The sequence below is a fragment of the Pigmentiphaga litoralis genome (genome assembly GCF_014651835.1).
Taxonomy (GTDB): Bacteria; Pseudomonadota; Gammaproteobacteria; order Burkholderiales; family Burkholderiaceae_B; genus Pigmentiphaga; species Pigmentiphaga litoralis.
This window is the reverse complement of record NZ_BMXQ01000002.1, coordinates 831,990-854,072: the sequence shown is the minus strand read 5'-3', so window position 1 is coordinate 854,072 and position 22,083 is coordinate 831,990. Positions and strand designations below refer to the sequence as shown.

At 62.7% G+C, this 22,083-nt stretch carries 17 protein-coding genes; 3 read left to right on the top strand and 14 right to left on the bottom strand.

Annotated features, from left to right (window positions below):
* Window positions 1-32: 32 nt before the first annotated feature.
* Window positions 33-1,178, bottom strand: coding sequence for a GNAT family N-acetyltransferase (locus IE116_RS22455; protein WP_189615557.1), 1,146 nt, complete (start codon window positions 1,176-1,178; stop codon window positions 33-35).
* 58 nt (window positions 1,179-1,236) lie between these two features.
* The gene (locus IE116_RS22450) at window positions 1,237-2,178 is read right to left on the bottom strand and encodes a LytR/AlgR family response regulator transcription factor (protein ID WP_189615555.1); all 942 of its coding nucleotides are present in this window, start codon (window positions 2,176-2,178) and stop codon (window positions 1,237-1,239) included.
* A 22-nt stretch (window positions 2,179-2,200) separates the two neighbouring features.
* On the opposite strand from IE116_RS22450, the gene argH reads away from it, so the two are divergent.
* Window positions 2,201-3,622, top strand: a complete 1,422-nt coding sequence (gene argH / locus IE116_RS22445) for an argininosuccinate lyase (RefSeq protein ID WP_189615553.1) — start codon at window positions 2,201-2,203, stop codon at window positions 3,620-3,622.
* A gap of 86 nt (window positions 3,623-3,708) precedes the next feature.
* On the opposite strand, the gene IE116_RS22440 is transcribed toward argH, so the two are convergent.
* From IE116_RS22440 to IE116_RS22390, 11 genes are all read right to left on the bottom strand, one after another.
* Complete coding sequence (locus IE116_RS22440) at window positions 3,709-4,077, bottom strand: DUF192 domain-containing protein (RefSeq protein ID WP_189615551.1); 369 nt, start codon at window positions 4,075-4,077, stop codon at window positions 3,709-3,711.
* Window positions 4,074-5,009 carry a type II secretion system F family protein gene (locus IE116_RS22435; protein WP_189615549.1) on the bottom strand — a complete coding sequence of 312 codons (936 nt, stop codon included), beginning with the start codon at window positions 5,007-5,009 and terminating at the stop codon, window positions 4,074-4,076. Before IE116_RS22435 ends, IE116_RS22440 begins: the two co-directional genes overlap by 4 nt.
* Before the next feature lie 79 nt (window positions 5,010-5,088).
* Window positions 5,089-5,937 carry a type II secretion system F family protein gene (locus tag IE116_RS22430; protein ID WP_229828720.1) on the bottom strand — a complete coding sequence of 283 codons (849 nt, stop codon included), beginning with the start codon at window positions 5,935-5,937 and terminating at the stop codon, window positions 5,089-5,091.
* Complete coding sequence (locus IE116_RS22425) at window positions 5,934-7,604, bottom strand: TadA family conjugal transfer-associated ATPase (protein ID WP_189615888.1); 1,671 nt, start codon at window positions 7,602-7,604, stop codon at window positions 5,934-5,936. Before IE116_RS22425 ends, IE116_RS22430 begins: the two co-directional genes overlap by 4 nt.
* Window positions 7,604-8,992: a type II and III secretion system protein family protein gene (locus tag IE116_RS22420; protein WP_189615547.1), complete on the bottom strand. Its 1,389-nt coding sequence runs from the start codon at window positions 8,990-8,992 to the stop codon at window positions 7,604-7,606. Before IE116_RS22420 ends, IE116_RS22425 begins: the two co-directional genes overlap by 1 nt.
* The gene (cpaB, locus tag IE116_RS22415; RefSeq protein ID WP_189615545.1) at window positions 8,989-10,074 is read right to left on the bottom strand and encodes a Flp pilus assembly protein CpaB; all 1,086 of its coding nucleotides are present in this window, start codon (window positions 10,072-10,074) and stop codon (window positions 8,989-8,991) included. Before cpaB ends, IE116_RS22420 begins: the two co-directional genes overlap by 4 nt.
* 7 nt (window positions 10,075-10,081) lie before the next feature.
* The gene (locus tag IE116_RS22410) at window positions 10,082-10,309 is read right to left on the bottom strand and encodes a hypothetical protein (protein WP_189615543.1); all 228 of its coding nucleotides are present in this window, start codon (window positions 10,307-10,309) and stop codon (window positions 10,082-10,084) included.
* Window positions 10,294-10,959 (bottom strand): hypothetical protein, encoded by a 666-nt coding sequence (locus IE116_RS22405; RefSeq protein ID WP_189615541.1) that lies wholly within the window; start codon window positions 10,957-10,959, stop codon window positions 10,294-10,296. Before IE116_RS22405 ends, IE116_RS22410 begins: the two co-directional genes overlap by 16 nt.
* Window positions 10,960-11,267: 308 nt before the next feature.
* Complete coding sequence (locus IE116_RS22400; RefSeq protein WP_189615539.1) at window positions 11,268-12,029, bottom strand: hypothetical protein; 762 nt, start codon at window positions 12,027-12,029, stop codon at window positions 11,268-11,270.
* A gap of 149 nt (window positions 12,030-12,178) precedes the next feature.
* Window positions 12,179-13,681, bottom strand: coding sequence for a hypothetical protein (locus IE116_RS22395; RefSeq protein WP_229828717.1), 1,503 nt, complete (start codon window positions 13,679-13,681; stop codon window positions 12,179-12,181).
* Between the two features lie 9 nt (window positions 13,682-13,690).
* Window positions 13,691-13,933 (bottom strand): hypothetical protein, encoded by a 243-nt coding sequence (locus tag IE116_RS22390; RefSeq protein ID WP_189615537.1) that lies wholly within the window; start codon window positions 13,931-13,933, stop codon window positions 13,691-13,693.
* Window positions 13,934-14,198: 265 nt separating this feature from the next.
* Between IE116_RS22390 and IE116_RS22385 the strand changes: the two genes are divergently transcribed.
* Together IE116_RS22385 and IE116_RS22380 are read left to right on the top strand one after the other, a co-directional pair.
* Window positions 14,199-15,023 (top strand): DUF7946 domain-containing protein, encoded by an 825-nt coding sequence (locus IE116_RS22385; RefSeq protein ID WP_189615535.1) that lies wholly within the window; start codon window positions 14,199-14,201, stop codon window positions 15,021-15,023.
* 473 nt (window positions 15,024-15,496) lie between these two features.
* Window positions 15,497-16,546 carry an HNH endonuclease gene (locus IE116_RS22380; RefSeq protein WP_189615533.1) on the top strand — a complete coding sequence of 350 codons (1,050 nt, stop codon included), beginning with the start codon at window positions 15,497-15,499 and terminating at the stop codon, window positions 16,544-16,546.
* A gap of 229 nt (window positions 16,547-16,775) precedes the next feature.
* Here IE116_RS22380 and IE116_RS22375 read toward each other — a convergent pair whose 3' ends face one another.
* Window positions 16,776-21,707, bottom strand: a complete 4,932-nt coding sequence (locus tag IE116_RS22375) for a DEAD/DEAH box helicase (RefSeq protein WP_189615532.1) — start codon at window positions 21,705-21,707, stop codon at window positions 16,776-16,778.
* Window positions 21,708-22,083: the final 376 nt, after the last annotated feature.

Genomic DNA, 22,083 nt, shown 5'->3' with positions numbered 1-22,083 from the left:
CGTGGTTGACGCCGCCGATTATCGCACGCGCCCTAGGCGGCCGAGGCCTTGAAGGGGGTGTGGGACTCCAGTTCGTCCAGGTACCGCCCCATGCCCTTCGTTTCGCGTTCCAGAAAGTCGGCGATGGCCTCGGCAAAGCGTTCGTCCGCGATCCAGTGGCCGGACCAGGTCGGCGTCGGCAACAGGCCCCGCGACATCTTGTGCTCGCCCTGCGCGCCGCCTTCAAAGGTCTGCACACCGTGCCTGATGCAGAATTCGATCGCCTGCAGATAACAGGTCTCGAAGTGCAGGCCCGATACGAACTCGGTGCTGCCCCAGTAGCGGCCATACAGCACGCCGTCGCCCAGGATGTTCAGCGCCGAGGCGATCGGCACGCCATCCCGCTCGGCCAGGATCAGCAGCACCGCGTCCGGCATCTGCGTCAGCAGGGTCCGGAAAAATTCGGGGTTCAGGTAGGGCGACGACCAGTGGTTTTCATACGTGCTGGCGTAGCAGCGGTAGAAGAAGTCCAGGTCCGCCTGGGTGATCGCCGACCCCTGCACGTGGCGGAAGGTCACGCCGGCATCGGTCACGCGGCGGCGATCCTGGCGGATCTTCTTGCGCTTGTCGTGATTCATTCCGGCCAGGAAGGTGTCGAAGCTGTCATAGCTGGCGTTGTGCCAGTGGAACTGGATGCCTTCACGCAGCAGATAGCCGGCGGCGCGCAAGGCGATCACGTCGTCGGCGTCCGGGAAGAGCACATGCAGCGACGAAATGCCGTATTTCTGGGTCAGGGTGATCGCGCCATGGGCCAGGGCTTCGCGGCTGGCAGCGTCGCGGGCCATGAGGCGCGGCCCGCGAACCGGGGTAAACGGCACGGCCGACAACAGCTTGGGGTAGTAATCGATGCCATGCCGCTCGAAGGCTTCGGCCCAGGCGTGGTCGAACACGTACTCGCCCCGCGAATGGCCCTTGAGGTACAGCGGCATGGCGCCCGCCAGCCCGTTTCCTTCCCCATTGCCGTCGCGCAGCAGCAGGTACTGCGGCTGCCAGCCCGTCCGCCGCACCGCGCAGTGGGTGGTATGCATGGCGTGCAGGAAGGCGTGGCTGACGAAGGGATTGCCCTGCGTCAGAGCGTCCCATGCCACGGGATCCACCCCTTCGAAGGAATCCACGACCTCAATCTTGATATCCGCCAAGGGTCCTCCGGGGGATGGGTATGCCGTGCGAGTGCTCTGTGCGGGGCGCCAGGCAACCCTATTGTAGATCCAGGGACAATCCGGCAACGAGCGGCCGGATCTCGCGCCAGCGCCGCCGCGACACGGGAATCCGTTCGGCCGTCCCGTGCAACAGGAGTTCCCAGTAGGCGTCGGCCGCCGGGTCGCGTTCGCCTGCGGCCACGCGCCTTGCGCCGGCGATGGCCTGCCGTGCGACGAGCGCCGCGCGATGGGCCTGGACGAAACGGTCCGGGTGATCGCCAAGAAGGCGGGTAAGCGGCTGTTCGGTCAGGTAGTCGGCATCGCGAGTGCGGATGAGGACGTATTTGAGTTCGGCTCGCAGGAAAAGGATGTCGTCGACGGCAACGGCGTCACGTCCGCTTTGCGGGACGATGGGAAGAAAGTGGCTGTGGCTGACGGCAGGTCCGGCGGCAGTGCCCACGTTTGGTCCAACGTTTGGTCCGACGTTATGTCCGACGTTATGTCCGATGCCGGCCACGCCGGCGTGCATCCCGGCGGGCGCGGCGGCGTGAATCATGGCGACATGGCGCGCAGCGGCCGTTCGCAGCGCCCCTTCGAGCTGGTCCGCGCGGACCGGACGGCGCAGGGTGGCGGCCACATCCAGCATCCCGGCGTCGTTGAGCGCGTCGTCGCTCGGACCGATGAGGATGATCTGGGGCGCCGCCGGGCGCTTGCGGAATTCTTCGGCAAAGGCCAGTCCGCTGCCATCGGGCAACACGACATCGAGCAGGACGATGTGCGGCGCGGACTGCGCCGCCGTCGTGTCCAGCACTTCCCGCGCGCTGCGTCCGTCGTCGGCTTCGGCTACGATCTGCACCGGAAAACGCCGATGCAGTGCGCGCAGTTGCGTGCGCAGCCGCCGCCGGGCCGCCGGATCGCGGTCCACGATCAACAACCTGGGGGCGCTCGTGCCCGACCGCGCCGGCGGCGATACTCGCAATGTCGACTCAGGTAGTGTCATAACCCGCTTTATAATCCGCCCCATGTCCCAAACCACCGACCCCCGCCCCCAAGACCAGTTCGCCAAAAAAGCCGAAGCCTGGTCCGCCCGTTTCTCCGAACCCGTGTCGGACCTCGTCAAAAGGTACACCGCGTCGGTGGACTTCGACAAACGCCTTGCGCATGTCGACATCCAGGGCTCGTTGGCCCACGCCGAGATGCTGCATTCCGTCAAGCTGATCAGCCAGGAAGACCTGGATGCGATCCGTGGCGGCATGGCCTCCATCCTGACGGAAATCGACGCCGGCCGTTTCGAATGGCTGCTCGATCTCGAAGACGTCCACCTGAACATCGAACGCCGCCTGACCGAACTGGTCGGCGACGCGGGCAAGCGCCTGCACACCGGCCGGTCGCGCAACGACCAGGTCGCCACCGACATCCGCCTCTGGCTGCGCGGCGAAATCGACACCCTCGTCGACCTGCTGCACCAGTTGCGCTTCGCGCTGGCCACCATTGCCCTCGAACACGCCGACACCATCATGCCGGGCTTCACGCACCTGCAGGTCGCGCAGCCCGTCACGTTCGGCCACCACCTGCTCGCGTACGCTGAAATGTTCGGCCGCGACGCCGAACGCCTGATCGATTGCCGCAAGCGTGTGAACCGCCTGCCCCTGGGCGCCGCCGCGCTTGCCGGCACGTCCTACCCGATCGATCGCGAACGGGTCGCCCGTACGCTGGGCTTTGACGGTGTCGCCCGCAACTCGCTGGACGCCGTGTCCGACCGCGACTTCGCGATCGAATTCTGCGCGGCCGGCGCGCTGATCATGACGCACGTGTCGCGCCTGTCCGAAGAACTGGTGCTGTGGATGAGCCCGCGCGTCGGCTTCATCGACCTGGCCGACCGCTTCTGCACCGGCAGCTCGATCATGCCGCAAAAGAAGAACCCCGACGTGCCCGAGCTGGCGCGTGGCAAGACCGGCCGGGTCAACGGCAACCTGGTTGCCCTGCTGACCCTGATGAAAGGCCAGCCCCTGGCCTACAACAAGGACAACCAGGAAGACAAGGAAGGCCTGTTCGACACGGCCGACACCGTGCGCGACACCCTGCGCATCTTTGTGGACATGGCCGCGGGCATCAAGGTCCAGAAGGACGCCATGCGCGCCGCCGCGCTGCAGGGGTTTTCGACGGCAACCGATCTGGCCGACTATCTGGTCAAGAAGGGGCTGCCCTTCCGTGATGCGCACGAGGCCGTTGCCCTGGCCGTCCGGGCCTGCGTGGACCGCAAGTGCGACCTGGCGGACCTGACGGTCGAAGAGTTGCGTGTGTTCCATCCGTCGATCGACGAGGACATCCATGCCGTCCTGACGCTGGAAGGCTCCGTGGCATCGCGCTCGCATATCGGCGGCACCGCCCCGGCCCGCGTGCGCGAGGAAGCGCAACGCGTGCTGGACGAAACGCGCAAGTAATCGAAGGCCATCGGCAGGCAGGCGCGCGGTCTGGCGCGCTTGCTTGTTGTGATGGGCTGACAAGCCAGCGCAAGGTGGTCGGAACCTCATATCCAGGCCCCAGCGTGCAAGCCGCAGCCCTGCGCGCAACCCGCTGCGGTCTCCACCACCTCCAGGGCACCACGCCGCCAGACGATGCGCCACGGCGGCACCTGCGGCAGCACTGCCAGCACCATTCCCCCTCTTCCCACGAACACGACGTCGATCGCCTGGCGCATGCCGAAGGTATGCACCGCTGCGCACGGGGTGATTCGCAGCGCTTCGTGAGGCTGGAGAGGCGGCTGGCCCAGCAGGCCGATCAACCGGGCCCGGAAGGTGCGGGCGTGACGCCATTGCACAGGTTGCCCGGCGTTCGCAGGTCGTGGCGCCAACGGATCCTGCGGGGGTGCGTGGTCTTCGGACAGGCCATGATTCATTGCGACAGCTCCAGCAGCTTGACCCCGATCGGAAATGCGATGACGACGAACGTGCAGGGGAAGATGAACGCAATGAGCGGGAACAGCATCTTGACCGGCGCTTCCATGGCGAGCCTTTCGGCGCGCAGGAACCGATCGCTGCGCTGTTGATCCGCCTGCGCCCGCAGGATCTGCGCCAAATTCATGCCAAGCGTGTCGGCCTGGACCAGCGTGCCGACCAATGCGGTCACGGCCGGCGCATTGACCCGGGTGGCAAAGTCCCGCAATGCCTGGGCGCGCGGCACGCCGGTCCGGATGTCGCCGAGCACACGCTGCAGTTCGTCGCGCAGCGGACCCGGCGGGCCTTTGCGCACTGCCTGTTGCAGGGCGCCGGACAGGTTGAGACCCGCTTCCACGCACAGGGTCGTCATATCCAGCATGAAGGGCAAGGCGCGCAGCAGCGCACGCTGCCTCGACGCAATGCAGTCGCGCAACCACAGCCGTGGCCACGTCCAACCCAGCCCAGCCGCGGCCGCCATCACCAGCGCGCCGGTCACGCCTGGCGCACCCGCTGTCAGCGCGTGCAGCAGGGCCATGACAGCAGCCACTGCGATGGCAATCAACCACTGTGCAGCAAGGATATGTCTGGGTTCCAGGGCCTGATCCAGTCCGGCGGAGATCAGCCGCTTGTCCAACACGCGCCGATACCGCCATGACAGCGTCGGCGCGGTGTAATGCGCGGCCGCCGCAATCAGCCACCACGTCATGCGAAACGCCGGAGGCGGCTGGTCGCGGCCCTGCGCGCCGGCAGGCGGCGTGTCGGCCACGAAACGATAGGCCAGCCAGACAAGCAACGTCACGCTGACGCCGGCGGCCAACGCCGCCGCCCAGCCAGCAGGGTCGAAGCCGCTTGAGGGAGCAAATGCCTCCCACGTCGTGTCGGCGGTGGTCATGCGTCTTGGCTCATGGGTTGGCGGCGACGGGTGCCGCGCATGCCACGGTGCGCTTCGGTCGGTACGCCTGCGTCTGTGCTCATACATCGATCCCCACGATGCGGCGTATCAACCACAGGCCGGCCAGCTCCAGCATCACGATCACTGCCAGGACCGCGCCGCCGGTCGCGGTCGTCCACAGTTGCCGCATGGCATCGGGCTCCAATTGATAGAGCACCAGGATCAGCAGCGGAGGCAATCCTCCCACGACCCGGGCCTGCAAGCGCCCTTGCGCGGTCATCACCTGGATACGTCCTTCGATCTGCAGCCGCGCGCGCAAAGTGCCGGCGATCCGCGACAAGGTCTCCGCCAGATTGCCGCCCGTATCGGCCGCGATCCGCAAGGCCGCAACCACGAGATGGGCGGCCTCTGTCGGCACTCGGTCGTCCAGATGGGCCAGGGCCTCATCGAGCGAGACGCCGAAGCGCTGTTCCCGCAGCATCAGCCCGAACTCCTGGGCGAGCGGCGACCTGCCCTCGGCCACCACCTGCGTCAGCCCTGACTGCAGACTGGCCCCCGCGCCCAACGCGCCGGCCAGGGCCAGCAGCGCATCAGGCAACTGGCTGTCGAAACGCCGCAGGCGGCGACGCTTCAGCCATCGCACGGCATGACGCGGCACCCATAACCACGCCGACCCCGCCGCGAGGCCGACTGTGACGCTCTGAAAGAGCAGGCCACTGACCGCAGCAGCCACGCACGCCAGCAGCAGGTTCACGCCCCACAAGCGCTCGGTGTCGAAGAAAAGAAAAAGCTCGCTCATGTCGATGCGCGCCGTCTCGGTGAACATCGCCCGATACCGCTTGAGCGCATCGACAATCGCGAGCTGCACGCCCCACGCGGCGATTGCGGTGCACACCATCACAAGGAGGGCGATCAACACGACATTCATGATCGGGCCCTGTCCTCGCCCACCGCCGTGCGGCCGCAGAACAACGACGCGTCGAGCGTGATGCCGGCGCTGCGCCAGGCGTCATGGAACGTCGGCATCAGCTCGCAGCCGACAAACTCGCCGGTCTCGATGCCGTCGCTGCGCACCGCCTTGCGTTCGAAGCGGAACAGTTCCTGCAGCTGGATCTTGCCGCTTTCCATGCCGCTGACCTCGACAATCGCAGTGATCCGCCGCCGGCCCGCCGGACTGCGGCTCTGCTGCACGATCACGTCCACGGCCGACGCGATCTGCTCGCGTATGGCGGCCAGCGGCAGGTCCATGCCCGCCATCAGCACCAGCGTTTCAAGCCGAGACAGGGCATCACGCGGTGTGTTGGCATGCAGCGTTGTCAACGAGCCTTCGTGCCCGGTGTTCATGGCCTGCAGCATGTCGAGCGCTTCCGAACCGCGGCATTCACCGATGACAATGCGATCCGGCCGCATGCGCAGGGCGTTGCGGACCAGGTCCCGGATGGCCACGGCGCCCCGGCCTTCCAGGTTGGCGGGCCGGGCTTCGAGCGACACCAGGTGTTCATGGTCGAGGCGCAACTCGGCGGCATCCTCGATGGTGATCACGCGTTCACCGGCCGGGATGAAGTTCGACAGGATGTTCAACAGCGTGGTCTTGCCGGACCCCGTGCCGCCGGACACCACGACGTTCTTGCGATGCATCACGCACGACTGCAGGAAGGTGGCCATCGACCGGTCCAGCGATTCGCCAGCAACCAGGTCCTGCATGGTGAGCCGGCGCGCCGGAAACTTGCGGATCGTCAACGATGGCCCCTTGAGCGCCAGCGGCGGAATGATGGCGTTGACGCGCGATCCGTCGCGCAGGCGTGCATCGACCATCGGCGAGCTTTCATCGATCCGCCGCCCGATCGGTGCAACGATCCGTTCGATCACGCCCAGCACCGACTGATCGCTGCTGAACCCGCTGGGATGGCGGCGGAGTTGGCCCCCCTGCTCCACCCAAATTTCGTCATGACGATTGACCATGATCTCGGACACGCTGGCATCGGCCAGCAGGCTTTCGAGCGGGCCCAGGCCCAGCGCTTCGTCCACCACCTGACGCCGCAGCTGATCGCGGTCCAGGGCATCGGGGATGTCGGACTCCGCGATGAGCGCGCTCAAGACGCTGTCGGCTTCGGTTCGCAGCATCGCATCGCTCATGCCGGCCATGTCGCGACGCCGCAGGTCGAGCGCGTCGAGCAGCCCGCCATGCAGGCGGCGACGCCACTCGCTTTCGGACGGATGCGGGCGCAGCGCGGGTTCTGCCGGCGTGGGCCTCGATGGCGCATAGGCTTGCCGAGGCGGCTCGGCGGCCATTGCAGCCGCCATCGGAACGACGTCGAGGACCTTGAGCATCGACGCGCCGATGAACACCTCGTCCGTATTGACCAACGGCCCGTATTGCACGACACGCTTGCCATTGACCGTCGTGCCACCAAACGAGCCGAGGTCTTCGATAAAGACACCTTCCGGGTACTGCACCAGGCGGGCATGCACCCGCGCCACTCGCCAGTTGCGCAGGCGGACGGCGCATGCGTCACTGCGCCCGACCAGCGCGGGTGCGACCACTTCGACGCGGCGCGGCTGGCTGTCTTCGTCCAGGATCTCGATCTGCAACATCATTGGGGCTCCGTAAAAAAGACGTCCGGGTGGACAGGAATGAGCAAGCGCCGCGACGGCATGGCGTCATCGATCAAGGCATCCGCGCGGCGTACCTGCTCGCGCAGATCCGGATTGGCCGCCGTCACCACACGCGGTGTGACGAAGATGACGAGTTCCGTATCGGCGCGCTGCCTGCGGGTCGACCGGAACAAGGCGCCGAGCAGCGGCAGGCGCGACAGTCCGGGCACACTGCTGACCTCTTCGGCCTGCTCGAGCGAAAGGAAACCACTGAGCACCAGGGTCTCGTTGGGGCGCACGTTAAATTCGGTGGACGTGCGGCGCACCTTGAGCGCGGGGCCGCCGGTGCCCGTCACGGAGGGGTCGACCGTGCTCACCTCGACATCGATCACCGACCGCACCGTCCCGGTCCGGTCCACCCGCGGCGTGATCTGCAGCGTTACGCCGTAGGGCTTGAAGGCCGTGTTGCTTGCGCCGTTGCGATCCGTGGTCGAATACGGGACTTCGCCACCGGCCAGAAAGCGCGCCGTGGAACCGCTGCGCGCGGACAATTGCGGCTCGGCCAAAATCAGTGCATCGCCTTTCCTGGCCATGGCATTGAGCCGCGAGGACAGCAGCGCGTTGGCGCCGAGATACCCCGCCGGCGCGCTGATCGGAAAGGGCCGCGCGATTGCACTGCCGCCCGGGCGGATCGATTCGCCCGGCGAGGCGGCCTCGGCTGCCGCCCGGAAGCGGCTGCCCACGGCGGTATCCCAGGCGACGCCGGCCGTCAGCCCGCCCGTCGTCGCCGCATCCCAACGCACGCCAAGTTCTTCCATGGTGGAACGCGGCAGTTCGACCACCTTGACGTCCATCATGATCATGCGTTCCCACCCGACCTGCTCGGTAAAGTCGACGATCTGGGGATAACGTTTGGCCAGCACGGCGATCTTGGCCTGGTCCGCATCCGACAGGTCGTCGCCTTCGATGATGACCTTGTCGCCGACCACCATGCTGCGGGCATTGGGGATCCGCGCAAGAAAGGCGGCCAGTTCCTGCTGCACTCGCCGCGCTTGCGTTGCGACCACGGAAATGCGCAGGCGCCGCGCAACGCCTTCGGCATTCCACACGACCAGCGACGACTCGCCGGGTGCGTTGCCGAACAGGATGACTTCCTTGTCGTCGCCGGTTGCTGCATGGATGACGCGGCCATTGCCGACGGCAATGCGGGCGACACCGGGTGTGGGCAGCACCAGCGTCTCGCCAACGAAGAGCTCCATGTCTTCCGAGTCGACCTGCGCCGCCGGGACGGATGCTGACGCAGCGGCATGAGTAGCGGTCACGAGCAGAACCATGGACAGCACGGCGGCCTGCAGCCCGTGCACGCACCGCACGCGCAGCGGGATCATGGGCGGACTCCGTCGGTTCGCGCTGCCTGGCCGGGCGCGCGGGTGACCGATTCCTCCGCAGGCGCCGTTGCGTCGAGCGCCGGTGCCGGCCCTCTGCTCGCCGGCCCTTGCCTGGCCGGACCGTAGCCGGCCGCGGCCCATGGATTTGCTGCGTCAGGCGCATCTGCCTGCGCCGACACCGCGTCATCGCCCATGCCAAGTCCGCCTTCGATGGTTGCAGGGACGCGATCGGGCCACGCCTCGCCCAGCTTCGGAATGCTGCGCGGCGTGCGGTCGCCGTAGATGATCGGGACCTGCGCGCGTCGGGGCGGCGCACGCTCAGGCGCCGGTTCCTGCAGGCCAAGCAACTTGCCGAGGTCCCCCAGGTAGGCGGATGCGGGCGCCTTGCTTTCCGTGGCGCCCCGCAGCATGGCTGTGACGGTGCCGTTCTGACGCGCCGCAATGAGCTTCACGGCTTCTTCGGGAGAGGCATCCAGCGTGACGGTCGAGAATGACCGGCCGCTGTCGGGAGTCAACGCCGAGGTCGATCCCGGGGTATCCGCTTCGACCTGCCGGCCCGTGGCAAGCACCTTCATGCCCTGCAGCAGCGGCACCGTGACCGGCTTGCCGCGGTGATCGAACGAAACGTACAGGTCGATCAGGTCACCGGGCTGCAACAGGCCGGACACGGACGACATGTCGTCGACCGGCAGCGTGACTGCACGGCGGCCGGCCACCAGCTTGTCCGCGAGGCTGCGCGCCCGCGCTGCCTCCACATGCGCCCAGAGAATCGGTTCGCCTCGCCGCACCGGATGCGACAGGGACGACGACAGGATCGACTCGGCATGCTCCGGCGTCAAGGCGCTGTCGGACGTCCACTCACCTGGCATGTCGCGCACCGCAATGCTGTCGTGGGTAAGGCGAGCGCCTGCGGGCAAGTCTTCGGCAGCGACCAAGACGGCGATCTGCGGCTTGCGGGCCCCCGCTTCAACCTGCTCGATCCGCGCCTGGACATATCGCTGACTCAGCCACGCCGCGACCGCCCCTGCCGTCAACGCGACCGCGAGCATGCCCCACTTCTTTTCGATACGGAAACGCGCCATGCCGGACTCACAAAGGTAGAGACAAGGTGGTGGTGAATCGGTGATGGAACCCGCGCAGTGCGTCCAGCAGCAGCGCCAACAAGCCGCCCTGCTCGCCGAACAGCCCGGCTCCCCAGACGCCGCCGAGCAGCACACTGACGATCACGAGGTACTCGACGGCGGACTGGCCCTGACTGCGGGCTGCACCGCGGCAGCAGCCGTGATCGGGATGCCGGAAGGTCAGAGGTCCTTGCATGGCGGCTCCAAGTTGGCGGATGAAGGGGCAGGCGCGAATGCGGGATGGCCGAAGAACGACCCGGCGAAGAACGCACGCGGCAAAGGCGCGGTCAGGTGCAACACCGCCCCGCTCCCCCCGTCCCGCGCCACGACAATCAGCTCCAGACTCGTGCCCTTGCGATGCCAGTGCCGGACGGCGTTGGCTGTCGAACCAGGCTGACGCGCCCACCCCTCGCGGTCCAACGCGATGTCGAAATTGGCGAGCGTCGAAGCGGCCGGCGCAGCGAACGTCAGCACCTGATGGATGTGGCACCGTGTGCCGTGGACCGCACGCGTATCGAGCACCCGCATTCCCCCCGGCGGTATCCAGCGGGCCAATGCAGGCGACGCAGGCGCAACCGGTGTCATGCCGTCGCCGGCGAGCCGCACCGGGCTTCCCACGATCGTGCCGGACGTGCCGGTCTGACCTGCGTCGTGAAGATGCACCGACCACCACATCGTGCCGTGCAGGCTGGACATCAACAGCCCGCCTGGCACGGTCATCAAGGTCGGGGAGGCGTTCATTTGCGCAGCCAGCCTTGCCGCGACAACGGGCAATGCCTTTTGGGATCGGAAGGTATGGGTCACCAGCAGGCGCCCGTCTCGCCAGTAGCGGGTCGGCGCGGACACTTCGTCACCAGCCGGGAAGGAGAATGGCAAGGTCTCATCGCTTGTGTCCGCCGGGCCGACGACGTTCCTGGAAGGTTCGGCGGACGTTCGTTCGCCCACTGGAGGCGCTGGAGACGCTCGAGAGGCTGGAGACGCAAGGGCAGCGCAGCACAACGCCCCGACGACCACGCACGCGCGCGTGCCCACGGGACCACTGGTCGTCGATCGGGAGGAATGTGCGAACGACATGCCGGTTGCCGATCGCGAGGAATGCACCGACAACATGCGGGCGCTCGCCTCAACGACATGACCACGGGCGGAACCTGCCGTCATCGGTCCCATGACAGGTCCTCCCATTTTCTGAGTCGATCTGCAGGCACCAGCGTCTCCCACGGCGTCAACCAATCGAACTGCGGCAGCGGCCGTCCCCAAGGGCGGTCGATCCCTGACAGTTGCTGCGTGACCTCTTTGCCGACGCGCGTCGATTGCGCGGCCGATGCCGCCCAGGTCTGAGGCGCACGTTGAAGGCGTTCAGTCACGCCCCGGTCACTTGTCGCGTGCCCGGCATCCGTCAGGATGGCGGTGTGCCGGTTCAGGCGAAGCGACATCGACGCCCAGGGGGTGAGGCCGGGGTGAAGGCCGAGGTTGAGGCCGGGACTCCATCCGGGCTCGGGCATGGGTGCCTTGGTGCGGCCCAGTCGCGGCATCACCGCTACCGTCGCGACGTCCATGCCGCGATCACGCTGCAGGACTTCCTGCCGCAGCGTCGTCGCCTGCAGGTCATGCTGCCCCACCTGTGTCCCAGCATGAACTGAACGCTCGCCTACCGTGACGCGCACCGATGTGGTTGCGTCGCTCAACATCGCGTCGCCCTGACGGGTCTGCCAACGGTGCCACGGCCCGGCAAAAAAACGTTCACGGACATCGCGAGCCAGATCGCCGTCGGCCATTACCTCGTTCCGTGTCAGCAGCATCGCCGCATATCGGCCCGCCATGGACGCACGCAGCGCCAGATCCTGCACCCGGTCCGTGGCCGCCACCACATGCAGCAGAACGCCTAGCACCAGAACCCCGACGACAGCTTCGGCCATGGCTTGCCCGGCCTGCGACGTGACGCGGACCCGGAAATTCCTGCATGGACTGGCGGCCGTGGGGCCGACCGCAGACGCCGACCCATCCGGACCAACACATTCCGCCGCGATCACAAGGAGCCGCTTCTGCGCACCATGTATCGGCACCATCACCGTCCCCCTTGCAGACTGCGGGCCCGCATACGTTCGTCGTCCCGCACCGGCGTCAGTCGCGCATGCCAGTAAGGCTGGAAGAGACTCGCCATTTCATGCCGGCCATCTGCCCGTCTTGCCGGGCGCTCATAGAAGGTCTCGGCGGCCGCAATGGCGGCCACGACGCCTCCAGCAGCTGGTGAGGCCATTCGCATCGCGCCCGCGCCGGACAGGCTTGATGCGCCGTCAGCCACAGCCGTCGCCGACGTCGCAGCCGGGCGCGGGGCCCCCTCAACAGGGCGATACACCCGCACTGCAAATCGCAGGCTCGAAGCTTCGCCAGGCACACCCGCCCCGGCAATTTCTGCAAAAGAAGGCAGTCCTCGTCCGGGCCAGGACGCCTGCCCCGATACCGCCAGCGAGCTCGCGTACGGGTTGGTCAGCACGTTGAGCAGGGTCCAGCTACGCATGCGCTGCACCCACCGCCAAAAAGACTCTTCGCTGAAATTTTCGGGCGGCTGATCGACATACTCGATGTCATCGTCGGCGGGCGAATCTACCCCTCTCACCATGCCGTAGCCCATCGGGTACTCGCGGTAGTAGCATCCGATCCACTTGTTCGAGCGCAGCGCGTGATAGGAATGGGTATCCAGGGCGCGCCAGGTATCCAGACCCCGCAACGCGGTCGACCCGCGCCGACGCAGTTCATGCCGGGCAAGCGGGCAACGTTTGTCGATGGGCAGCAGACTGCGATCGACGTCGTTGCGCGCTGCCAGAAACCCATAGGGTTCGACGCTGGCCTCGACAAGGGCTTTGAGACGTTCACGCGCCTGACCGCCGTAGCGCAGCACGTAGCCGGGCAAGGTGTCGGACAACAAGGTGGGATCGAGTACGGCAGGCGTCTCGTGGTCGTTGGCAGCCAGGACGGCACGCATGGCCTCGCGTCGCGACTCGGCCAGCGACTGCTGCACCGCGACCTGGGCGCGCACCAGCACGTCATGGACGACACGATCGTGTTCGGCATACGCCAGCGCAAGGCCGCCGCTGCCCCATTGCGCCTGCGCACCGATCCGCCCGCCCAGTCCGCGCGCGCTCAGGTAAGCGGCCCCCTGACTCGGACCGAAGAAGCCGGCAATCAAGCTGGCCGGCGGATTGCTGCGCGCCACGCGCCGGCCCTGCGCATCGCCAAACTGCGCCCAGGCGGCAAGCGTCACGAGATGCGCCATGGCCACCTGATGCGCGACCAGCGCCCGGTTGGCATACCCAAGGAAATTGAGCGCCCTGGCCTGCACGAGCGCGCCGCTGTAGGCGGCCGCATCCACAGCATGCGTCAACCGGGTCTTGTCCTGGATGGCCTGCCCGCTGTTGAACAGCTGGAGAAGCCCCGCCGCGCCCGCCGCCAGCAGGAACAGGGCAAGGACGAGCGCCTGGCCCTGCATGGGCGAGTGGACGGGCCGCGCAAGCCCTATCCACCGCGGCTGCCGGACCGGCAACGGATTCCGGACGCACGACACAGGCATGATCGCGGCTTACTTCGAACCGGAACCGGCCAGCGCCGAGTTGCCGGTGAACGACTTGAGCGAGCGCGCGGCCGCCTGGGCCTTGGCAGTGGACGCAGCCGTTTGTGCCGCCTTGGATTCGGTCGAGCCATCCTCGCCCGCGATCTCGCGCACCATGGCTGCCGTCTGCGACCGCACGACCTGCCCGAACAGCTGGTACACCGCGATTGCCGCGACGGAAATGAGCGCGACGATGATGATGTATTCGGTCAATACACTTTAAAAACGCCGTAAGTCCTTGATCTGTCAGCCTTTATTACTTACCGATGTCTTTTTGTCTGCACTGTACCGGCTGTCGCAAGCCCTTGATTTTACAGGTAGCGCTTTGTTGTTTTAGACACATGAAAACGCAGCCGGATGTTAAATGGACACCTGTTGCAATGCTCGAGACCCGGCTCAGTAGGCCGGGCTGAAACACCGAGATTGTCATAATCGGTTACGTCGCTTAAAGTCGCCCGTGGCTTCAGGAGACAAGTGCGTGGCGACAACCCTTGAATTTAAGATTTCGTACAACGGTGGATTAGCAGAAGACGGCAAGCTCAACATTTACGATGCTGCCGAATCGCTACGTGGGTTATCGCGCGCGCTCGCGATTACCACCCACGCTTTTATCAACAAAGAAGACGTCCGCACGCGTGCCGACCGGGTTCATGGGGCCGAAATTTATTTACATGGCCCACAACGCGGCAGTTTTACAGAGATTGTCAGTGTCGCACTGGAAAATCCGGTCGCGTCTACGATCGGTCTCAGCGTAGTGTCGTCGGCTTTCTACGACTTTATGAAATGGACTTGGTCGGCTGCACTGGGCCAGGCACCACATCAGCCCGCAACGCACTATGTGCGCAGCTATACCGACCGACAAGAACCCTTCCTCGGTGAAATTTCTTCGGGACTTGAACCTGCACTGCACGACTTGCATCGACCGATCCATCGTGACCGCCCGATGACCATATCCGTGTTACGTCCACGCGTAGGCGAAATACTGCGGCTGGATGACGCCAGCATGGCATACGTGACGGTGACCCCTGCACCTGAGCTTGTAGTAGATCTGCTGGGCAACGTCACAAAATACAACCGCCTCAGTGGTTTCGGCAGATTGTTTTCTGACGACGAACAGCGCACGGTCCCGTTCAGTTTGGACCCACGTCTAACTGGACGAGAGAGAGCTCGACTCACTTGGTCAATGCACCAACCTAGTCGTGGCTTTGATGGCAAGCTGCTGCTCGATGTGCAACGATTTTTCACGGCACGTGGCGACCTGAAACGCTACGTGATCACGAAAGTTCGCCGCGCCCCAGCTTAACGGCATCGGTGCAGACTTTGATGTTGGGGGCTTTTAAGTTCCGTACACAAAGCCAGGAATCCAGACCTCTCCAGCTAATTCGTTCCGCATTCAAACACAGTTCGCCACCAGTGAGCACAGGCAAATGCGGAACGCTTTGCGGAGGCAGTCAAGCCTCGCCATCCAGCGCGCCAATGCATTGATGAGCAAGCGTGACCCCCGGCGTGACAGGCCGGGGCGCTAAGCCCATGTTCGCGCGGCTTACGGGGTCATTCGCCGTTCCAAACTTTCGATTTTGAGTGTCGATTCTACGGGTGCCGCGGCGTTGCAATTCCAAAAACTGAGGACTTGTTCGCGAGAGTTCCTGCTACTTGATGAACGACATCGTTGACCTTGGCGTCGGTGCTGGCGCCGCCACAAAAATCCCTTTATCGCTGCCTTGGTGAGCTAAAGTCCCTGCACACAGTTTCAGCATCTCTCGGTCTCAATACGCCATGCAACCAATCGAGCAAGCGATCCATTTCGTGCGCAGTCAGGTAATCGAACCTGCCTTAGCGAGTACGCTTCAAGCAAATATCAAACAGAAAATTAGCTACGCAAGTCGACAACTGAGCAACTTCAAACGCGTGGGTGATCTTTCTGTTTACCTGTCGAGGTTCGACCAGGTCAAGTCTTCGGACACCCATCGGCAGATGAAAACGATTGGCCTGAAGACGTTCGAGGACATCCGTCAGAGCTTCAATGACCGATTTGAGCTTTGGGGCGGCGATTCTACTCGACCGTCGGATTTCGTTATCGGTGAACAATATCCCGGCTCTGACATCCTCATATTCGTCCGCGCTTATGACCCGCGATCGGGCGGAATGTTTGTCGTTGAGGCGGACGGCGCTCCCAAGCTTGTCGTAATCAAAGCGACGATGAGTGGTGGCAAGTACGCAAACTCATGGTTTGAACGCGGTGAACGGCTTAAATATTTTCTCAAGGACATCAACGGGAAGTTCGGCGAGCACTTCGCAGCGAACAAGGCGATCCTGGACACGCCCGGTCTGCCGATACTAACGTTTGCGCGCGACGAGTCTACAGATCGATTCACCTTCTACGGGGCCTTTCGATACCAAGCGATCCATCGGGAGGTGGACGGATCCAAGTGGTTTGAGTTGGTTCGGGATATGGACAATTCGTTGTCGAATGCGATGCGCGCCTCGGTAGCAGACCAACTGCTTAAAAGGCAGGTGCAGGAGGCACTGGCTCTGCCGCATAGGGAACTGGAGGCTCGTGCTAATAACGCGCCGCCGTTACCCAGAAAATTTGTCACGCAGGTCACGGCCTTTCAACGCGATCCGTTCGTAATCGCTGCTGCTTTGCGGCGCGCTAATGGAACTTGCGACATGTGCAAAGCACCAGCTCCGTTTCTACGCAGTAGCGATGGGAGCCCGTACCTAGAAGTGCACCACATCAGACGGCTAGCCGACGACGGCCAGGATACGCTGGAGAACGTTCAGGCGCTTTGTCCTAACTGCCACAGAGCCTCGCATCACGGGTAAAGATCCTTTCCAAGCCGAAATGGCCGTTTCCGCTCGCCTTCGACGCGCAGCATTAGTCAGGGGATTTTGAGTCGCTGTGTGAGGTGCTTGGTCTGGGTAAGCAGTGTGAAGCTGAGCGTAGGTTGAAGTAGTAAAAAGTACTTACAGATCAGTTAGTTAGTGAAGTCTTGCGAAATCGGCGAAAACTGACCTGTGTACCTGTACTGTACCGAATTAACTCTTAATCAGCTCAGGTATCCAGCTTCGGCAGCGCAGTTACGATCTTCTGTGTCTCCAGGCTCACTGTCACCACGCGCTGGAATAGCTCCAGGGGGTACTTGTAGTTGCCCATGGTCTCGATGGCCCAGTTGTTGGCGTCGTTGACGATGCCGCTGGCCTTGTCGGTTCTCACGCTCTGGCGCTCCATGACCCAGTCCAGCGCGGCCTTGCCGTTGACCACGTAGTCCCAGGCGGCTTCTGGGATGCCGCGCAGCGTGATCTTGCCGTTGTATATCACGGTGCTCTTATCACCCTTCTTGGCAAACTTCATTTTCTCTACGCGGTAGTCGGCATCCGTCAGCGACCCCTTGGCCTCGATGGTCAGGGGATAGGGCGTCACAGTTTCGTAGCTCAAGTGCAGGTCTGCCAGTGATCGGCCCGCTAGGCTGAAGGCCCAAAAATCCACTGCGGTTCTAACGCGGGGAATGCGCGGCAACTCTTTGCTCAGGTTGTCGGCGTAGCGCTCGCGGTAGTCAGGTGAGTGCAGCAGGCCGTACACGTAATAGAACAGGTCTTCCTTGCTGATAGCTTCGCCTGGGTAGGCCTCCTGGAAGTGGACCAGTCCGGCATCGGTGATGGCATCACGGCGCTTGCGGGGCGCTGCCGTCTGTTCGGAGAACATGTCGTTGGTAGCACTGTCTGGAACCGCTTCTTCATCGTAGAGGTATAGCGGAAAGCACTGCGCACCAGCCTCCATCGAATTGAGGTCAGGCAAGACAGTGCTTATTGTGAGGCTAAAGCTCTTCGCCCCATTGGCGGTGGTCATGATGACCAAGTTCTTAGCATCAGCATCCGGGAAGATGCGCGGCATCTGATAAACCATGTCGTTGAATCGTCGGTTGAAGTAAAGCCACTGTTTGGTAAATGGACGATACAGCGATAGTGCAATGGAAGTTGCTTCGTATGAAAATTTACGACCCTTTGTTAACTCCTGCTTCAATGACCGATTCCAGCTAATTATTTCAGGATCAGCGTCAATGAACTCATCTATTTTGGTTTCACGGGCCTTCTTATCAAGCCCCGGGTGTGCTAGGTTAAATCGGTCGACTTCTGAATTATAGAAGTCAATCATTCCTGACATTTTTGATTCCACAGTCTGGCGACTCGAGTTGTAAACCCAGGCGTCGCGAGCACTCGCAATACCTCTTGAGTAACTGTCAAAAATCCGCAGTGCCAAAGGATGATCTTTATCGCCTATAGCAGCAAATTTTGCAAAACCGTCATCGCGCTTCTTGAGCCAGTCGCCATGGTCGTCAGGGGTGATGACCTGCCAGTCAGAAATGCTTGCCACGCTGGCAAAGGCTTCGATTTTTTCGAGCTTATCTTCCCGGCTCAGGTAGTCGCCAATGTCGTGGAAATGGATGCGCCCGTGCTCTGCAGTCTGCGGGTTCTTGACAAGCAGTGAAATAGCAATCGGAGCGCGGCTGCCACTGCCAAAAATCTTGCCGCCTTCCCTGCGTGAAGTTTCTCCGCTGGTGCGCTGATTACCCCGCAGATGAAACACATAAATGTTGGAAAACTCCTCCGACAAACACTTGCGAAGGCCATCAGCGGTATTTGCTTCCAGAAAACCTGCATTGGTCACAAAGCCAATAATCCCCGCATTACCGATGCGGTCGGATGCCCAGCGAATGGCGCGGATGTAACTGTCATACAAGGCGTTTTTGTTGGTTGCATTTGACCGTGCGGCATAAGTTGTACGAATGCGTGTATCGAGTTGTGGGTACTCGATATTGGCGTTGTTGTCATTCGCGTTGGTTTGCCCTGCTGAATATGGCGGATTGCCCACAATCACCCGAATATCCAGCTGTTTCTGCCGTTTACGCCGCGCGCTGTTGTCCACCGTCAGGGCGCTGGCCAAGTCGTCCTTTTCGTACATCTGAAAGGTGTCGGTCAGGCAGATGCCTTCAAAGGGCACGTACTTGCCGCCTGCCAGGCTGTGGTAGCTGGCCTCAATATTGATGGCGGCGATGTAGTAGGCCAACAGCACGATTTCATTGGCGTGAATCTCGTGCTTGTATTTGTGAGCCAGCTCTTCGGGGCTGATAAGGCCCGATTGCAGAAGCCGGGTGATGAAGGTGCCGGTACCGGTGAAGGGATCGATGATGTGTACGCCCTTGCTGCCTAATGTCTGGGCAAACTCTTGCTGCAGCAGGTGGTTGACGCTGTGTAGGATGAAGTCCACCACTTCCACAGGCGTGTATACGATTCCCAGCCGCTCCGTCATCTTGGGGAAGGCGTTGCGGAAGAACTTGTCGTACAGCTCAACGATAATTTTTTGCTTGCCCTCCGCGCTGTCGATGCCCTCGGCGCGCAGCTTCACGCTGTCGTAGAATTTTTGTAGCGTGTCGGCTTCCTTGTCCAACCGGTGCTCGTGCAAGGCCTCCAACACCTCCTGCATGGCCTTGGACATGGGGTTGTGCTCGGCAAAGCTGTAGTCTGCAAAAAGAGCATCAAACACCGGCTTAGTAATGAGGTGCTGGGCCAACATTTCCACGATCTCGCCGTCGCTGATACTATTGTTCAGGTCGTCGCGTAGCTCTGCAGAAAAGGCCTCGAAGGCCAGCTTTTCCGTAGTGTTGGCAGGGTTCTCCAGAATGCCCTGAATGCGGTCGATGTGGGTGCGGGCAATCTTGGCAATGTCGTTTGCCCAGTCTTCCCAGTGGTGGCGGTTGCCTACCTTTTGCACAAGCTTGGCGTAGATGGCTTTTTCCACCTCGCCCACCTCGAATTGCAGGTTGCCCTGCAATTCTTCCTGGCTGGGGCCGTGGACGTTGGGGTTGCCGATGCTAAAGCCGTTGCGCCCGGCATCCTTATTTTTCTTGCGCGTCTTGCTTGCGCTGTCGCCTCCGTCCTTGCCCTTGCCGGACTGCTTTTTCTCTACCTTGTCGGTGATGGCGATGACTTCCATTTTGGCCGGGTCGCGGCCAATCAGATCAAGTTTGTTGATTAGGGCATCGAACTTGTCGTCATGGGAGCGTAGGGCCTGCAGAACTTGCCACACCACCTTGTAAGTTTGGTTGTCATTCAGCGCCTCGTGTGGCTCCACTCCGGCCGGGATCACCACGGGAAGAACCACATATCCGCGTTTTTTCCCGGGAGACATGCGCATGACTCGGCCCACAGACTGCACCACGTCTACCTGTGAGTTACGAGGGGTCAAGAAAAGCACCGCATCCAACGCTGGTACGTCCACGCCTTCGCTCAGGCAGCGCACATTGCTCAGGACGCGGCAGGTGCTCTCGGCTGGCTCTTCCTTCAGCCACGTCAGGAGGGCCTCCTTTTCGCTGGCACTCATGCTGCCGTCCACATGCTCAGCCTCGCAGGCCAGGTTGTGGTCGGGGCTATTGGTTTGCTCTTCGCTCAGGTCGGTTTCGCTGGCCTGGTAGGCCTCCACCACGGCCTGGAACATGCCTGCAATTTGCTTGGAGCTGACCTTGTGCGTCTTGCTCCCTTTCTTGTGCTCGATGACCTGGCAGAAGGCCACGGCACGCTTCATGGGCTCGCTGTCGCCCACAAGATCGTTGTGCATACCTTGCTTGGCCAGCGCCTTCCAGCAGCCAATGATCTTGGCCGCATCGTCCACGCGCAGCTCGTTGTTGTCATTTTTCAGCAGCTCTTGAAGGCGACGGCTGACGTGTGTTTCTTCAATGGCCAGCACCACTACCTTGTAGTCGCACAGCAGGCCCAGGCGAACGGCTTCGGAAAAATTAATGACATACAGTTCTGGCCCGTACAGCAGCGGGTCATCCATGGAGCACAGCGCCACGTTGTCGGTCTCGGCCTTTACCTTGGCGTTGTCGCCGTAGATGCGCGGCGTGGCTGTCATGTATAGGCGCTTGGTGGCCTGGATGAAGCTGGAGTCATGCACCTTGACGAAATTGCTTTCGTCATCGTCGCTAAAGGTGGCGCCCGTGGTGCGGTGAGCTTCGTCGCAGACGATGAGGTCGAACGCGGGTAGGCTATGTTCCTTCTGAGCCCTACTGATGGTGTCGATTGAGTGATAGGTGCTGAACACCACGCTCATGTGCGCGCCGTCATGGCGCTTGCCCATTTCCAATGCCAGCCGCGCGGCGTCGGTGGTGGCCGGGTAGCGCAACTCGTGGGTGAAGGTTTGAACCGTGTCGTCGTCCTTCTTCCGCTTCTTGCCCACGTCGCTGTCGGAACACACGGCAAAGCTGTGCAGGGGCGTAGCGCTCTCCTGCGTCCATTCGGTCAGGGTCTGCGACAGCAGCGACAGGCTGGGCACCAGGAACAGCACGCGCTTTCCCGCGCCTGCGTAGGCTTCGGCAAGCTTCAGGCTGGTGAACGTCTTGCCAGTGCCACAGGCCATGATGAGCTTACCCCGGCTCTCGCGCTCAAAGCCCGCCAGAGTGGCATTCAATGCGCTTTGCTGGTGCGGGCGAAGCGCTTTTTTGGGCTTGAGAACGGGCGCTTGTTTGGGCTGGTACTGCGCCCACTCGATCTGGCTGTTTTCCAGGTCGCTTAGGTCAATCTTGCTGACGGGCGGCTGCTGGCCAATCAGCGCATCCTCGGCGTTGGCGCTCCAGTGGTTGGTGGTACAGACAATTAGGCGGTGGGTGAATGGTTTTTTGCCCGACGCGGTGAAAAAACTGTCAATGTCGGCCTTTTGCAGCCTGTAGTCGGGCGCGTACAGCTTGCATTGGATCGCGTGAACTTCGCTCGTGTGGGTCTGCGCGACCAGGTCGATGCCTACATCGGTCCTTCCCAGACCTTGCTCGGCCGCCCAGTTAGCGTATGTCCACACCTTGGCATACAGGTCTTTGTAGGTGGCTTCGTTGCGCAGGTAGCAGACCATCAGCTCTTCAAAGTAGGTGCCTTTTTCGCGTTCTGAGACGGCTGTGTTGCGGTAGGTGTTGAGCAGTTGGCTGAGTGCGGTCACGTTTCTGGGTTCTCTCTCTGCGGTGTTTCGTCGTTTTACCAGACTCACGACGTGTTACCGTGAATCAACGCCCTTTACTTCGCATCCCGCTGGGTTCGCGCTAGCCGTCGTTTTTGGCGGGCGAATGGTGAGTTCAGTGCGACAGTTGCCGGCAACTGCCTATCCTGCAATAGACCCCCCCCTCCAATTTCTTGGTCATGACCAAGCGTTTGAAGGGGTCGCGCGAGTTCATGCGTGCAGCGGAGCTCGGCAAGCCGACGTGATATGCGATAGCGTGTGGATCACATGAAGATTCGAAGGTGTGCTGCTTGGCCTTGAAGTGGCCAAGTCAAAGCCAGCACGGCCGGATGAGATGCCTTGGGCAATCGACACAGTT